The 15641-nt window shown below is 42.8% G+C and carries 12 protein-coding genes and 1 pseudogene; 9 read left to right on the top strand and 4 right to left on the bottom strand.

Annotation, left to right across the window (positions count from 1 at the left end; genetic code table 11):
• Positions 1-35 precede the first annotated feature (35 nt).
• The 4 genes from ACTNBF_RS13180 to ACTNBF_RS13165 all read left to right on the top strand — a co-directional run bounded on the left by ACTNBF_RS13180 (position 36) and on the right by ACTNBF_RS13165 (position 3590).
• The gene (locus ACTNBF_RS13180; RefSeq protein ID WP_441050270.1) at positions 36-614 is read left to right on the top strand and encodes a xanthine phosphoribosyltransferase; all 579 of its coding nucleotides are present in this window, start codon (positions 36-38) and stop codon (positions 612-614) included.
• Positions 615-821: 207 nt separating this feature from the next.
• Positions 822-1385: an RNA polymerase sigma factor gene (locus ACTNBF_RS13175; RefSeq protein WP_441026417.1), complete on the top strand. Its 564-nt coding sequence runs from the start codon at positions 822-824 to the stop codon at positions 1383-1385.
• Positions 1382-2434, top strand: coding sequence for a hypothetical protein (locus tag ACTNBF_RS13170; protein WP_441026415.1), 1053 nt, complete (start codon positions 1382-1384; stop codon positions 2432-2434). The genes ACTNBF_RS13175 and ACTNBF_RS13170 overlap by 4 nt, the downstream gene beginning before the upstream one ends.
• A 142-nt stretch (positions 2435-2576) precedes the next feature.
• Positions 2577-3590 carry an asparaginase gene (locus ACTNBF_RS13165; protein ID WP_441089440.1) on the top strand — a complete coding sequence of 338 codons (1014 nt, stop codon included), beginning with the start codon at positions 2577-2579 and terminating at the stop codon, positions 3588-3590.
• Positions 3591-3653: 63 nt separating this feature from the next.
• On the opposite strand, the gene ACTNBF_RS13160 is transcribed toward ACTNBF_RS13165, so the two are convergent.
• From ACTNBF_RS13160 to ACTNBF_RS13145, 4 genes are read right to left on the bottom strand one after another with little or no spacing between them, the layout of a single operon-like run.
• Positions 3654-4895: an aminopeptidase P family protein gene (locus ACTNBF_RS13160; RefSeq protein WP_427820179.1), complete on the bottom strand. Its 1242-nt coding sequence runs from the start codon at positions 4893-4895 to the stop codon at positions 3654-3656.
• Positions 4896-4913: 18 nt separating this feature from the next.
• The gene (locus ACTNBF_RS13155) at positions 4914-6905 is read right to left on the bottom strand and encodes an ABC transporter ATP-binding protein (protein WP_441089439.1); all 1992 of its coding nucleotides are present in this window, start codon (positions 6903-6905) and stop codon (positions 4914-4916) included.
• 8 nt (positions 6906-6913) lie between these two features.
• Positions 6914-8719: an ABC transporter ATP-binding protein gene (locus tag ACTNBF_RS13150; RefSeq protein WP_427820177.1), complete on the bottom strand. Its 1806-nt coding sequence runs from the start codon at positions 8717-8719 to the stop codon at positions 6914-6916.
• Complete coding sequence (locus tag ACTNBF_RS13145) at positions 8716-9630, bottom strand: AraC family transcriptional regulator (protein WP_441089438.1); 915 nt, start codon at positions 9628-9630, stop codon at positions 8716-8718. Before ACTNBF_RS13145 ends, ACTNBF_RS13150 begins: the two co-directional genes overlap by 4 nt.
• A 310-nt stretch (positions 9631-9940) precedes the next feature.
• Between ACTNBF_RS13145 and ACTNBF_RS13140 the strand changes: the two genes are divergently transcribed.
• The 5 genes and pseudogenes from ACTNBF_RS13140 to ACTNBF_RS13120 form a co-directional block, all read left to right on the top strand.
• Complete coding sequence (locus ACTNBF_RS13140) at positions 9941-10843, top strand: recombinase family protein (protein WP_441089437.1); 903 nt, start codon at positions 9941-9943, stop codon at positions 10841-10843.
• Positions 10843-12423, top strand: a complete 1581-nt coding sequence (locus tag ACTNBF_RS13135; RefSeq protein WP_427820174.1) for a recombinase family protein — start codon at positions 10843-10845, stop codon at positions 12421-12423. Before ACTNBF_RS13140 ends, ACTNBF_RS13135 begins: the two co-directional genes overlap by 1 nt.
• Positions 12424-12504: 81 nt before the next feature.
• A complete protein-coding gene (locus ACTNBF_RS13130; protein WP_427820173.1) occupies positions 12505-13851 on the top strand; it encodes an AAA family ATPase in 1347 nt (448 codons plus the stop codon).
• Complete coding sequence (locus tag ACTNBF_RS13125; RefSeq protein WP_427820172.1) at positions 13835-14503, top strand: retron system putative HNH endonuclease; 669 nt, start codon at positions 13835-13837, stop codon at positions 14501-14503. Before ACTNBF_RS13130 ends, ACTNBF_RS13125 begins: the two co-directional genes overlap by 17 nt.
• Before the next feature lie 91 nt (positions 14504-14594).
• A pseudogene (locus ACTNBF_RS13120) lies at positions 14595-15509 on the top strand (S8 family peptidase); the annotation flags it as partial.
• Positions 15510-15641: the final 132 nt, after the last annotated feature.

Here is a 15641-nt window from a genome sequence, read left to right as displayed (position 1 = left end):
ATTGATACACCGGCAGCAAGCGGAGGTCAGGAAAGATGAGATTATTAAAGGACAGAATACGGAAAGACGGGAAAATTAAAGAGGGAAACGTCTTAAAAGTGGATAGCTTTCTGAATCACCAGATGGATGTACAGCTTTTCCATGAAATCGGCAAAGAATTCAAGCGTCGGTTCGAAGGAGAAGAGATTAATAAAATTCTGACGATCGAAGCATCAGGTATCGGAATTGCCTGTGTTGTGGCAGAAGTATTTCAGGTACCGGTCGTATTTGCAAAGAAGACACAGACGAAGAATATTGCAGGAGACGTCTATACAACAAAGGTTGAATCGTTTACCCACGGACGGGTCTATGATATTATCGTGGCAAAGGAATTTCTCGGAAAAGGAGATAAAGTGCTCGTTATTGATGATTTCCTTGCAAACGGCAAAGCGCTGGAAGGGCTGACCCAATTGATCGAAGATTCCGGGGCAACTTTAGTCGGAGCCGGTATCGTGATTGAAAAGGGATTCCAGACAGGCGGAGATCTGATCCGTTCGAAGGGAATTCATCTGGAATCACTGGCCATTGTCGAGAGTATGGATGAAAAAACGGGAGAGATCGTATTTAGAGAATAAGGAGCGGCTGTAAGGTCGATGTTTGATAACTCGCTGAAAAAAGATGTATCGTTTGGAAAAATGATACATCTTTTTTTGCTGTCAAGCATACGGAAAAAAGATCCACGAATTTTTTAACTACATATGCAACCTGGGAGATGCAAATGACGCTATTAGAAATGAAAGGTCAGAATGATAAATCAGTCGAAAAAGACAGGGGGGAGAGCCATGCTGGATGGAGAGATTATCGATTTATATTTAAAACGGGAGCCGGATGCGATCAGACATACCAGTGAGAAATATGGATCCAGACTTCTGGTATTGTCCAATCGTCTTCTGCAGGATATGGAGACCGCGAAGGAATGTGAGAATGACACATACCTTCAGGCGTGGGAACGGATACCGCCAAATGAGCCGCGGGAGTATTTCTTTGCATTTCTGGCGAAGATCATCCGACATCTTTCGCTGGATGTCTGCCGGAAAAAGAACCGTCAAAAACGGAACGCGGTTATCGTGGAGCTTTCCGGCGAACTGGAGCAGTGCATTCCGGACAGGAAGCGTAACATGCAGACTGTGATTGACGGAAATGAATTTGGGAGAGTTGTCAGTGAATTTCTCCGAAGCCTTCCGGAACAGCAACGGAACATGTTCGTGCGGCGTTACTGGTATGCGGATTCGGTGGCGCAAATTGCGGAGGAATTTGCCTGCCCGGAAAACACGGTCAAATCCATATTGTTCCGTGTGAGAGGTAAAATGAAACAGTTTCTGGAAAAGGAGGGGTATGAGGTATGAAAGGTGAAGAAATGCTGGATTTGTTGGAATATTTGGATGAGGATCTTATTATGGAAAGTGCGGGATTCGGTGAAACGGGCAGAAAGACCCTAAGGAGAATGAATCCGAAGAAGTTGGTGGTCGTTCTTCTGGCGGCTACGCTGGTTCTGGCACTGGGAGTTATGGCTGTGTCTGCGGGGGTACGGCACGCCCGGGACCGGGCAATCCTGGATTTTATGGGAATCCGCGATGCGGATACCACGCAGCTTGAGGACGGAACCGTTCTGATCGGAGAATCGGACACCTGCAGTGGCAGGGATCTGCTCATCGGGGAGCAAAAAGAGATTACATTTACCGCGTCGTCTTCGATCGGAGATAAGAACGCGGCTTATATACGGATCGATACGGACTACGAAGTCCCGGAAGATTTTGACCCGGAAACAGATTATTTTATGGCGGAGGATTTTGATCTGGAAGTCACAACAAATTATTTCCAGGGAGCTTTGGACCGCAGTTCTGTTCTGCAGTCCCAGGTGGAGGATGGGAAACTGCTTTTTCTGTTGGAAATTTCAGGTACGAAGAATATCGACAGAAGTAAAGTGGCCCTTACTTTTGAGAATCTCTATTATTATCATGATTTGGGAATGGGAGAAAATGACGATGCACCCCCAAAAGAGCTGGTATTTAGTGGTTGTTGGGATCTGGAGTGGAAATTTGATTATCGGACAGTGATAAAAAAGGCAAAAATGCACGAGAAGGTGCAGGTGGGTGAGGCGGCAGGTTATCTCACAACCGTTGAAATCACGCCGCTCGGAATTCGAATCGAGGGAAGCATTGCATCCGATAGTTGGGATGTGCCAACCGGGAATCTGGAAGCAATGAAAATCGAAAAAATTACGATGAAAGACGGAAGAACGATCGCAATTACAGTAACAGATTCATGGGGAGCTTCAAGAGGAACAGCCGGATATAAGTTCAGGGGATATTACGGAGTCGGAGTCCTGGGAGAACCGCTGAATCCGGATGAAGTGGAAAGTATTACGACGGATGGCAAAGAAATCAAAATATAATCGGAAATTCTGCACCCGATATACAGACTTATGTGTATACCTGACGGATAGGATTTCTTGTAGATGCAATTCTTTCCTTATTTTCGGAACTATGTTATAATACTTTCCGATGTATAGGAAAATGAAGGAGAGAGGAAATTACATGAAGAAAATTCTGATGCTGGGGACCGGAGGAACACTGGCCTCGTCTCATGGGGAAAAGGGACTGACGCCGGAACTTCACGGTAATGAAATATTGAATAAAATTGCAGGGCTGACAGATGGCTTTGAAGTGGAAAACGAAGAACTTTTTATGCTGGACAGTTCTAATATGCAGCCGGAGGAATGGAGCAGGATTGCACAATGTGTGTATGAACGCCGCAGAAAGTATGACGGGATTGTGATCATTCACGGCACGGATACACTGGCATATACGGCAAGCGCCCTGTCTTTTGCTCTGCAGAATGTGGAGATCCCGGTGGTCTTAACGGGAAGTCAGGTTTCCATCGAGAATCCGATCGCAGACGCGACAGAGAACTGCAGGGCTGCACTTCATATGGCGGCAAGCGGTACACCGGGAGTATATGTGGCATTCAACCGTAAGATCATTATGGGAACAAGGGCAAGTAAGGTCCGGACACGTAGTTTTGACGCATTTGAAAGCATCGATTACCCGTACGCGGCGCGCATCAACAGCAGCGGACTGATGGTCAACCCGTCGATAGTGAAGCGTACCGGAGCACCCTGCATTCTCCAGAACAGATTCTGTACAGATGTCTTTTTGTTAAAGCTGTTTCCGGGCATTTCACCGGATATCTTTATCAAGTTGAAAGAAATGGGGATCCGCGGCGTGTATATTGAAGCCTTTGGTATCGGCGGACTGCCGTTCTGGAAGCGGAATATGACAGAAGCAGTCGGAAAAGCTGTGGAAGACGGAATGGTGGTCGCAGTCGGCAGTCAGTGCATGTACGAAGGCAGTGACTTTAAAGTGTATGAAGTAGGAAGACAGGTGCTCGACTGCGGTGCAATCGAGACCGGAAATATGACTTCGGAAGCTGCGGTGACGAAGCTGATGTGGGCACTTGGCCAGTTTGATGATCCGGAGCAGATCCGCTGGATCATGCAGACGAATCTGCTTGGGGAGATTGGGAGCATGGTGGACTGGAACGCGAATTAAAGTGACCGGGGACGAATACATAGACACGAGTTGTGTCTATGTACCCGTTCCCCGGTCATCCCCTTATCTTGCCATAAATGCCTCGATTTCTTCTACTGTTTTCGGAATCCCATCTGACATTACTTCGTAACCGTCTTTGGTCACAACCAGTGTATCTTCGATTCGGATCCCCAGATTCAGGTCGTCAAAGTATAATCCCGGTTCTAATGTAAATACCATATCTTCTTCCAAAAGTTCGTCATCATTTCCGACATCGTGGGTATAAAGCCCGATATAGTGACCGGAACCATGGAAATAGTATTTGGAGATTTCTTCCGGTTTTTCAATCATTCCAAGTTTTATTAGTTCTTCTGCCATAACGTTTTTGCTGATTTCCTGCAATTCACTCTTTTTCTGACCGGGTTTTGTGGCATCAAGGGCTGCGTTCAGGCCCTTCAGAACAACGTTGTAGAGATCCTTTTGCTGCTGGGTGAATTTACCATTTACCGGGAAGGTACGGCTCACATCAGAAGCATAGTATCCCCATTCGGCACCTAGGTCGAACAGCACCATATCCCCGTCCTGCATCTGACGGTCATTCTGTTCATAGTGCATACAGCAGGCATTTTTGCCGGAAGCTGCGATGGTGGTAAAGGCATGGCGGGCATGGCTGGATTTCAGTATGAAATCAAAATAGGCTTCAATCTCATATTCATACATACCGGGACGAAGATTTTTTAACATGTTATTTACGCCTTTTGTGGTGATATCACATGCTTTCCAGTGAAGCTGGATTTCTTCCTTTGTCTTAACCTGACGTATCAGAGAAAGTGCATGGAAGGTATTGTGCAGCGTAAGAGTCGGGTCATAGTCCAGGATCCTTTTCGCAAATGCCTGTGCCGGTGTTGTTTCATTGGGGCCACCCCAGTTCGCAATATCGACATATACATGTTGGATTCGGTCGGGGCTCCGGAACAGAGGAATGGAAGACTCGAAACGTTCCAGATATTCCACAGTTTCAATACCGGTTTCCTCCTTCACACTTTCTTTTGTGTAGAAAACACCCATCCATCTTCTGGCAGTTTCATCCGGGTGGTCGATGAATAGTGTCTCATGGATCTGATTATGGATTTTCGTTATCATAAGAATCGCCTTCGGCTGATCAAAACCTGTCAGATAGTAGAAGTTTGCGTTCGGAGTGAAGGGATATTCAAGATCCCCCCGATCCATGATGAGGTCACCAGCGAATAAAAATCCCATAGAATTATCTTTTAGTAAATCGCCGTATTTTTGTCTCCTGGATGCATGAAATTCTTTGTTAATCATTGTTGTGTCCTCCTGATATTAGTTATTAACAAGCTGCAGATCATAAAGCTTCCGATAAAGTCCGTTTTTATGCAGAAGCTCCTGATGAGAGCCTTGTTCGCGGATTTCTCCATGATGCATAACGATGATCTTGTCTGCATGCTGGATGGTGGAGAGACGATGGGCCACCATGATGGTAGTGCGGCCTTCCATGAGGCGCTCTAACGCTTTGGTGATCAGGCTTTCCGTCTCGGTATCTATGTTGGCAGTCGCTTCATCCAGAACGAGGATGGTTGGATCATAAGCGAGTGTGCGCGCAAAGGAAAGGAGCTGCCGCTGTCCGGCTGAAAGTGTGCTTCCGCGCTCGGTAACCGGTTCGTCATAGCCGTCGGGGAGTTTCTGGATAAAGGAATCTGCACCGACGGTTTGAGCGGCTTGTTTAATCTGGTCAAGAGAAATATTCTCATTATTCAGAGAGATATTGTTTTTGATGTCTCCGGTGAAAATGAAAACGTCCTGCTGCACCTGTCCGATAGCCCTGCGAAGTACATCTGTGTCGATATTGCGGATATTTACGCCGTCGATCAGGATTTCTCCTTTTTGAATATCGAAATAGCGTCCGATTAGATTGAGAATGGAGCTTTTTCCGGCACCCGTGGCACCGACAAAGGCAATCTTCTGTCCGGGTTCGATGACGAAGCTGACATCTTTGAGCACATAGTCATCTTTCTCATATGCGAACCACACATGACGGAATTCGATACGGCCCTTGATTTGAACCGGAACAGGAGAGGCAGGGCTTGTAATCTCAGGCTTTACATCCAGTACTGAAAATATTTTCTCAGCGGAAGCAAGAGAGGACTGAAGAGTACCGAACTGTTCAGCCAGATCCTGGATCGGTTCAAAGAAGGAACTGATATAGCTGATAAAAATAAACAGTGTACCCAGTGAAAGCGTACCCTGAAGTACCCCGTAACTGCCGCCTCCGATCACGATGACCATGGCAAGGATGGAAGTCAGATAGATGGCGGGGCGGAAAATTGCGAAAATCATGACTTCACGCCAGTTTGCCTCAAATAATTCCTGGGATTTTCCCTTGAACTGTTTGTATTTAGCTTCCTCTCGCGCAAAAATCTGTATCAGACGCATGCCGGAAATATGTTCCGAGAGGAATGTGTTCAGGTCGGTAATCTTCGTGCGGGTGATCTGGTAAGCTTTCCTTGAAAGAATCTGGAAAAGGAAAGTGAGAAATGTCACTACCGGAAGGAGGAGAAAAGACAGACCAGCCATCCGGACATCGATGGAAATCATCACCACTGCATATCCCACGATCTTTACAGTATTCTTAAATAGTTTTACCAGTATTGAGGAGAATAGTTCGTTAATGGCTTCGGTATCATTCGATACTCTTGTTACCAGTTTCCCGACAGGAGTCGAATTAAAAAAGGTCAGTGAAAGACTATGTATATGGGTAAATACTTCTTCACGCATCTGATAGACGATCTTCTGTCCCATTTTCTGAAGCATCCAGGTATCCATGTAGTTCAGTATAAAGCCGATCAACAGCATGAGTAAATACAGGAGAGCAGCACGCAGAATACCGACAAAGTCATAAGTACGCAGTTCCTTCAGCTCCTTCCGGCCAAGGTAAGGAGCGCCGTTTTGGACATAGTTTTCCAGATATTCATTATCTGCGTCTCGAAGACGGGTGCATTCAGACGGAGTGATGCTTTCCGCCATATAGTAGGAATCATGATACAGGAAAATCTGGTAGCATTCGGTGCTTTCCGGAAGGAGAGTGAGCTCTTCGTCGGTTTTCCGTGTCAAATTCAGACCGTTCCAGGTAATTACTTCGCGGTCATCTTCATTTGCCAGCACATATGGGCGGTAATAGCCATTGATAAAATTGTCGATCGCATCACCGATGATGATCGGTCTGTAGAGCTCTACGACAATAATGAACAAAACAAGAACCGTGGCTGCGGTCATGACTAATTTGTGAGGCTTAAGATAAGATAAAAGTCGCTTCATTCTGTCGTTCACTCCTTTCTGGAAAATGGTCTGTCAAATGTATTATTCTGTTTCGAAAAAGAATCGGAAATCTCTCCCTGCAGCGCTTCGAGCTGCTGCTGTTCGAACATCTCACGGTAGATCCCGTTCTGCTTCATGAGTTCTGCATGATTGCCGATTTCATGTGCCTCGCCATCGTCTAGAACCAGGATCACATCTGCATGCTGGATCGTTGAAATGCGGTGCGCGATGAGGATCGTGGTCTTGCCGGCACGGTTAACCCGCAGATTCTGAAGAATATGTTCTTCCGTATCTGTATCAACGGCGGACAATGCATCATCGAGGATCAGAATCGGGGCATCTTTCAGAAGTGCACGGGCAATAGAACTTCGCTGCTTCTGACCACCGGAAAGTGTGACTCCCCGTTCGCCTACAATCGTATCGTATCCGTCCGGAAACGTGACAATACTTTCATGGATGCAGGCGGACATGGTTGCCTGAATGATGGCATCCATATCTTCACGCTGGGCGCCGAAGGCAATATTGGATTTCAGTGTGTCTGAAAATAGAAAATTGTCCTGTGGGACATAGGCAATATTTTCACGCAGGACATGCAGAGGGATGGTATTGATATCTCTGCCGTCAATCAAGATCATTCCCGGATCTGTATTATACAGCCGCAGAAGCAGATTGACCAATGTGGATTTCCCGTTTCCCGTCCGCCCGATGACAGCAAGTGTGGTGCCGGCAGAGATATGCAGACAGATGTCTTTTAAAGTCGGTTCCGTATGGCCGCGGTGGACAAATGTCAGATGAGAGAAGGTGATCTCGCCTTTAATATGATCGATCTCTTCCACATTTTCTGAGTCAGTAATTTCCGGCTGTTCATCAAAGATTTCCTGAACGCGCCGGATGGAAGCAGCGCCCTGGGAAAACATATTTACCGCGTCTCCGCAGGCAATCATCGGCCAGACCAGCATATTGATGTACTGGTTGAAAGCAACGAACCGGCCGAGAGTGATTTCTCCGATCAGCGCCAGGTAACCGCCGTAAAGCAAGGTCGCCAGACTTGAAAGTCCGATAACTACATCCAGAAGAGGCATAACAAATGAAATGAGTTTTGCCATATTCAGATTATAGTTCATGGCAGTTGTGTTAGCCCGGGCAAAGTCACGGATCTGTGAGCGCTCACGCACGAATGCTTTGATTACACGGACGCCGGAAAAACTTTCCTGAACAAAGTCTGTCAGATCAGAAAGGGCTTCCTGGCGCCGCAGGTAGCGGGCATGGATGAGCTTACCATAATAGAGATCACCGAGACAGATCAGGAACATGGGAATAATCGCAATCAGTGTCAGCTTGATATTGACATAACGCATCATCTGGAAAATGACCATGACCGTCATGACGGATGCATCAAATACACAGATAACGGCAGGGCCGATCGCCATACGGATGGCATTCAGGTCGCTGGTGAAACGCGTCATCAGGTCACCGGTCTTATGTTCGTTGTAGTATTCCACACTCATTTTTTCCAGATGGGCGAACATATCATTTCTCAGTTCTTTCTCAATCGAGCGGGAGGCACCGAAGAGAAAATAACGCCATAGAAAGCGGCCGAGAGCAATGATTGAACCTGTCAGAAAAATGAATATCAGATAGGATTTGACTTTGCTCCAGTCCAATGAATGGGTAGTCAGACCATCGGTGATTTCGCCCGTCAGTCTTGGAATGAACAGACCTGCGAAATCAACAACAAACAAAGTCAGGATGCCGAAAAAGTATTTCAGCTTATGCTTTTTCACGTATTGAAGTATGAATGTAAAGGATCTCATAATACTCCTTTCGTTTTTCGGTAGTCGCGCGGGGATTGTCCGATAATGCTTTTAAACTTATTGCTAAAGTAACTGGTGCTGTTGAACCCGGTTTCCATGCAGATCTCGGAAATAGGTTTATCCGTATCCAGCAGCATACCGGCTGCCTGGCGAACGCGGTATTCAATCAGATAATCGAAGGGGGACTGTTTCAGACAGCGCTGAAAACAGCGGCAGCATTCACTTACGCTGACAGAGGCCGCTGCGGCAATCTGTTCTGAGGTCAGATCCGAAGTATAGTGTTCGTGAATATAGGTCAGCATGGCATGGATACGCGTCTGCTCCAGACCGGCTCCGCGGGGCGGATTCTTCATTTTTTCGTCTGCAAGATTCAGAAGCTGGAACCAGATCTCCGAAAGAGAATTCCGAAGAATAATTTCGTAGCCGAATGTCTGCTTTTTATTAAGAAATACGATCTGGCTGATTTTTTCGTAGATAAAACTGTGAAGCGGACAGTCAGAATCGATTATGATCGAAGAGACCTGCTTACTCCTCAAAAGAGGGTAAATATATTTTTCATCAAATAGCATGGAAATACTGCTGGAAATGATAAACGGGTCAAAAACGACAGAATGGTATATCACGTCGTCACATTCATGCGGGCGCATGGAATGCAGACAGTTCGAGTTGATGAAACACCCTTCCGTCTCATGGAGAACCGTCTCACCCTCTGTTGTGATGACTCGTGCGGAACCTTCTGTTACAAAATAAAGCTCTGCCTCTTTGTGCCAGTGCCAGGGGGCATAACCCAGTCGGTATTCACTGGTGTGCTGGCAATATATACCAATCGGCAGGCTGGAGTCTCCATGATGGCGGGTTTCCTGGCGTGTAGTCTGGTCAACGGGAAAATCACATTTGCTTGAAGTTTTCATAATTTCTCCTTAAATAGCTAAAATAGTGATGATTTTCGCTCAAATGGTGACTGAAATAAAATGATTCTGCAAATATAATACAATTATAAAATAACTGTACAAAAAAAGCAAATATAGAATGTATGGAAAAGTTATGAAATATCTGGTATCAAAACGGAAGCAAGGAGGAAAGAAAAAGTATGAACAATTTTTTGCCCCAGAAGAGGGGAATGCAGGTTGTCTGGATCATAGTGGGCTGTCTGATCTACGCAGTTGGTCTGAATGTATTTATTATCCCTATGAATTTTTAAAAAACGGTTATGCCTGGGACGTGGGTAAAGGATTATGGACACCGGCTACTGTGCGTGGGATTCTGAAGAATCCGATCTATACCGGTGCCGTTGTAATCAGAAAATATAACAAACCATCTTATAAACTTAAATATAAAAAGGTAATTCCATTGGAAGAAATGGAATTGGTACCGGATGCACATGAAGCAATTGTTTCCAAAGAAGAATTTGATCAAGTTCAGCAGATCAGACAGGAACGACGAATTCCGTATTTTGACAGAAATAAGGAACCACATAAGTATGTAGGATTACTGTTTTGTGGAAAATGCAAAACCGCTATGCGTAAGAGATATCTGGCATCACATAATGGTTATGATGGATATATGTGCGGTTTCCATCAAAAGATGGGGCAGAATTACTGTGAACTGAATCATATTACGTTTGAAAAACTGGATGAATTAGTGGTATTTGCTATCAATCAACAGTTGAAACAAATGTGCACAGATCTGAAAAATCTGGAAACTGAGATTGTGCAAAGAAAGCCGGAAGTAGATAGTAAAATTACCCGTTTGCAGGCAAAAATAGAGCGAAATATAGAATACAGGAAACGGGCATATGAACAACTCATGGATGAAATTCTTTCCAAGGAAGAATTTCTGGAATTAAAGCAGATGTATGAAAATGAGAATCAACAATATCAGAAAGAACTGGAAAAGCTGAAGCAGGAAGAACAGGAACAGCAGACTGCTGTGAATACGACAAAGGTATGGCTGAACAATTTTAGACGGAGAAAACTGACGGTAAAACAGTTGACCAGAGAAGTACTTGAAGAACTGATTGATAAAATTTATGTTTATCCGGATCAGAAGTTAGACATTTATTTTAAGTTTGCTTCGGAGAATAATTCAGTGGATGTAACAATACAGAAAGATGGGGTGATGTGATGTATCAGATGGCTGCATATTGTCGTCTGTCAAAGGAGGACGGGGAGAATAAAATCAGTGAGAGTATTGAGAATCAGATGAAGTTGATTCGAGAATATGTAGGTAAGTCAAATGATTTGGAAATCGCTGATATTTATATTGATGATGGTTATTCCGGACTTTATTTTGCAAACAGACCGGAATTTCAGCGGATGATGGAAGATATTTACAAAGGAAAAATACAGGGTGTGATTACAAAAGATATTTCCCGTCTTGGACGTGAGCATATTGAGACAAGTAATTATATAGAACGTGTTTTTCCATCGTTGGGAGTCCGATATATTGCAATTCTGGATGGTGTGGATTCTGTTCATCACAGTAATGAAGAACTGGCACAGTTTAAGACGCTGTTTAATGATATGTACAGTCGTGATATATCCAAGAAGATCAGAGGAGCGCTCTCTGCACAGAAAAAACGTGGGCAGTTTATGTCAGGCTTTGCACCGTATGGCTATATGAAAGATCCGGCAGATAAGCATCGTTTTCTTATTGATGAAGAAGCTGCCAAGGTAGTTCGGAGAATCTTTTATATGAGTCTGGAGGGATACTCCAGAGATGGTATTGCAAAAAAGCTGAATCAGGAAGGTGTTATGACACCATCAGAGTATAAAAGAAAGGTTCAGGGATTGAACTATACGAACGCTTTGGAAAAATCCGGTGGAAAAGGCTGGGCATATCCTACGATCAATGTGATTTTACGAAACAGAGTTTATACAGGTGCTATGGTACAGCATAAGTCAGAAAAAATATCATATAAAGTGGAGAAATATTATTACATTCCAGAGGAACAACAATATATCGTAGAGGGAATGCATGAAGCAATTATCAGTAAAGATATCTTTGAACAGGTACAGGAAAATATGAAGAAAAGAACAAGAACACCGGGCTTTCACAGTGAAGTGAGAAAGGTGAATCCATACGCGGGAATTCTTGTCTGTGGGGATTGTGGATATAATCTTCAGCGAGTTACCTGCAGGGATGGTTATGAGTGTGGAACTTATCATAAAAAGGGAAATACGATTTGTCATTCTCATTTTATTAAGAAGGAGATACTGGATTCCATTGTAATAAATGAAATCCAGAGGCAGGCGGAACTGGCACTGAAAGAAAGTGATAAGGATGAAATATTAAAGGCAGCAGATCGCAGAAAGGAGGTGCAAAGACGTGCAGTGGAGGCAGACCAGCAGATAGAACGACTGCAAAAAGAACTTGCAGTTGTTCAGAAATATAAAAAGAAGACGTATGAGAATTATGTGGATGGTGTTCTGGACAAAGAAGAATATCTCTCCTACAAGGCAGAATATGAACAACAGGATAAGGCAATCAGAGAGAAAATTCAGCTGACAGAGCAGGAGAAAAACAGCTTTGGAGAAGCAGAGGAATCTTATGAAAACTGGATAGAGAAATTTATCAAGTATGGAACATTATCTGAGGTAACAAGAGAAATCGTAACAGAGTTGATTGAGAAGATTGTTGTGAATGGGGATAAAAGCATTGATATCGTATTTAAGTATCAGTCTCCTTATATGGATAGAATATAAAAAAGAAAAAGTTGTGGTGAATCTTGAGATGGCAAGGTATTTATTGTATAATTTCTGTTAATAAAGAAATTATATAGGATTATGATTGGAGCAACATATTTAGTTAAGGGATATGTTAATGCAAGGAGATGGAATATGAAACTTAAATCAATTACACTGCAAAATTTTAGAGGAATTGAGAAGCTAACAATTGTTTTGGATGAAAAAACAACAGTTTTCTTTGGAATAAATGGTGTTGGGAAATCTACAATTCTTCGAGCTGTTGATTTAATATATGCAAATATTATTGCCAAACTTATAGGAACTGGCAAAAAAAGATCTACAGAATTGGATTATGACGATATTAGTTATGGAAAATCAAAGGCAAATATTGAGGCAGTATTTTCTTTTGAAGATGGAGCAGAAATGAAATATAGTCGCTCTATCGATAGAGCAACTGGAAAAAAACACAATATAGCCGAATTAAAATTGTTAGTAGAAAAATTTGAAGATTCTTATCTTGTAAAAGGTCATGATGATGGTAATGGAAACTGGATCGAGGAGATTGATAATAAGAATATGCCGGTTTTTGTTAATTATGGTGTTAATAGGATTGTATTGGATGTTCCTGTAAGAGCATCTAAAGAGCAATTTGTAAAATTAGACGCATTTGACAAAGCAATTGAGAGTACAATAGATTTTAGAAATTTATTTAAGTGGTTTAGAAATCAGGAAGATATAGAAAATCAAGCCAAGGTAAGAGAAAATTCAAAGTATGAAGATAAAAGCTTATCTGCAGTAAAACAGGCTATGTTGGCTATGTTGGATGGATTTGAAGACATTCATATTGATAGAAAGCCATTAGCAATGAAAGTGAGAAAAGATGGAAAGTATTTAACAATAAACCAGTTATCTGATGGGGAAAAATGTACGATAGCATTATTTGGTGATTTGGCACGGAGAATGGCATTAGCGAATCCGGAAAGAGAGAATCCATTGGAAGGAATAGGAGTAGTATTGATTGATGAATTAGATTTGCATATGCATACATCATGGCAGCGTAAGGTGCTCAGTGTTTTGAAGAAGACGTTCCCCAATATACAGTTTATAATTACAACACATTCTCCACAAATTCTTGGAGAAGTAGATGATACATTTAAGTTGTTTTATATGTTTAAAGAGGGACAGAAAATAGCTTTAAAATCATATAAATCATTTATGGGATGGGATACCAATGTGATCTTAGAAGAAGTAATGAATACTGCTTCTGTAAACCAAGATATTAAAAGAATGCTTGATGAAATGTATTTGCTCATTGAAAAAAAGAAATTTGATGAAGCGGAGAAATTGGCTGATATATTAGACGAAAAATCTAATGGATATGCGGAAGGTGTTGCTAAAGCGAGAATTCTGATATCCAGGGGGCGACGACATGAAAAAAATAAATAAACAAGAGTCTCCGCAATGGTTTGAGGATTGGAAGAAAAATTTTAAAATGGAAAATAACAGAGAACCTCATTATAAAAATGATTTTTCGACAGATGATATAGATGGAGTAAATCGAAGACGAAAATTAAGAGAATGCCTTGTAGATGAACAGGGGAAAATATGTTGCTATTGTATGAGAAAAATAACAACAGATTCGTCTCATATTGAACATTTTTTGCCAAAAGATTCTTTTGAGGATAAAGATTTGCAATATGATAATTTGTTTGCTTCATGTAATGGAGAAGAAACAATTAGAGAAGATGAGGATCATTGCGGACATAGGAAAAATGACTGGTGGAGAAAGGATATGCTTTCTCCAACGGATATGGAAGTGGAAAAAGCGTTTAAGTATTCTCTAAATGGAAAAATTAACAGTGTAAGAGGAAGGACAACAGAAAATATTGCACAGGAAATGATACATAATTTAGGATTAGACAGCTACCATCTTGAAAGGGACAGGCGTCAGGCGCTAGAAGCTTCGGAGGTATTTGATGCTGAAGAATATTCAGAAGAAGAAATAAGAAGCTTCATAGAATATTATTCTAATAAAGATAATGGAGCTTATGTACCATATTGTAAGGCTATTATAGATTGTCTGGAAGAAATGTTATAAAAATATTAAATTCTAATATTATCTCAGAAGTAGACGGAACATGGCTTGCTTCTGAGATTTTTTATGAAAAATGTTCCCCTAGTTATAATGAACACATGACGGCAGGAGTCTGGTAGAACGGTATATTGATGATCTGTCGAATTTCTGGAAGAGTGTGATCTGTGTGGGGACCGGAAATGAAGCGGCAAGTGCCGGGCATACTTCTGGAGTGCTGCAGAAAAGAAAAGAAGAAAGAATACAGCTCGCAGTACAGGCAGATGAACCAACATTGAATATTCAGATCTGGAAAGCGTATACGGACGAAGTGGAAATTTCATTTGTATCTCCTGCGGGGACGCGGATCGGTCCAATACAATCTGTTCTCGGTTCGCAGAGATTCCGGATCGGGGAAACGGAGATTTTATTATATTATGGAAAACCGAGCCCGTATAATGTCGCGCAGGAGATTTATATTGATATGATTCCGGTGACAGATTATATTACGTCGGGAGTCTGGCAGATCATTTTGAATCCGACAAGGGTTGTGGAAGGGCAGTATGATCTGTGGTTGCCAAGTGAGAATGTATTGAACCGGGGGACAGGATTTTTGTATCCGGATGAAGAAGTGACCTTAACGATTCCTTCGACTGCAGATAAAGTGATATCGGTGGGGGCGTATGATGTGCTTACTTTTTCCTATGCATCTTTTTCAGGAAGAGGATATACCTGGCAGGATGAAAGGACGAAACCGGATCTTGTGGCACCGGGAGTGAACGTAAGGACGACAGCAGTTGGCGGAGGGGTGACAGTGGTGAGTGGAACTTCTTTCGCAACGCCGTTTGTGACAGGAGCATCGGCACTTTTGATGGAATGGGGGATCGTAAGAGGAAATGATCCGTTTTTGTATGGGGAGAAGGTGAAGGCGTATCTCCGGCGCGGGGCGAGAGAGTTGCCGGGATTTGGAAAGTATCCGAACCGTGAGGTGGGATATGGACGACTCTGTTTGGAGAGAAGCCTGCCAGATTAAAATGTTATATTTATAATAACAGAGGGCGTAAATAGTTTTGTGTCTATGAAGGCTGAATCCTTCTGATTAAGAATTAGATATGTAATATTTTGCCGTCGAATTTATGGATTTATTGTTGTCGAATTTATCTTT

This window comes from Bariatricus sp. HCP28S3_A4, from assembly GCF_052066395.1.
Taxonomy (GTDB): Bacteria; Bacillota; Clostridia; order Lachnospirales; family Lachnospiraceae; genus Allocoprococcus.
The sequence above is the reverse complement of the archived record's forward strand: the minus strand, read 5'-3'. Positions and strand labels throughout refer to the sequence as shown.

Bases quoted from the DNA above. Each gene is read 5' to 3' on its own strand.
- ACTNBF_RS13160 (WP_427820179.1), bottom strand. From the start codon at position 4,895: ATGATTAACAAAGAATTTCATGCATCCAGGAGACAAAAATACGGCGAT.
- ACTNBF_RS13150 (WP_427820177.1), bottom strand. From the start codon at position 8,719: ATGAGATCCTTTACATTCATACTTCAATACGTGAAAAAGCATAAGCTG.
- ACTNBF_RS13145 (WP_441089438.1), bottom strand. From the start codon at position 9,630: ATGAAAACTTCAAGCAAATGTGATTTTCCCGTTGACCAGACTACACGC.
- ACTNBF_RS13125 (WP_427820172.1), top strand. From the start codon at position 13,835: ATGAAAAAAATAAATAAACAAGAGTCTCCGCAATGGTTTGAGGATTGG.
- ACTNBF_RS13155 (WP_441089439.1), bottom strand. From the start codon at position 6,905: ATGAAGCGACTTTTATCTTATCTTAAGCCTCACAAATTAGTCATGACC.
- ACTNBF_RS13165 (WP_441089440.1), top strand. From the start codon at position 2,577: ATGAAGAAAATTCTGATGCTGGGGACCGGAGGAACACTGGCCTCGTCT.
- ACTNBF_RS13135 (WP_427820174.1), top strand. From the start codon at position 10,843: ATGTATCAGATGGCTGCATATTGTCGTCTGTCAAAGGAGGACGGGGAG.
- ACTNBF_RS13170 (WP_441026415.1), top strand. From the start codon at position 1,382: ATGAAAGGTGAAGAAATGCTGGATTTGTTGGAATATTTGGATGAGGAT.
- ACTNBF_RS13175 (WP_441026417.1), top strand. From the start codon at position 822: ATGCTGGATGGAGAGATTATCGATTTATATTTAAAACGGGAGCCGGAT.
- ACTNBF_RS13180 (WP_441050270.1), top strand. From the start codon at position 36: ATGAGATTATTAAAGGACAGAATACGGAAAGACGGGAAAATTAAAGAG.
- ACTNBF_RS13130 (WP_427820173.1), top strand. From the start codon at position 12,505: ATGATTGGAGCAACATATTTAGTTAAGGGATATGTTAATGCAAGGAGA.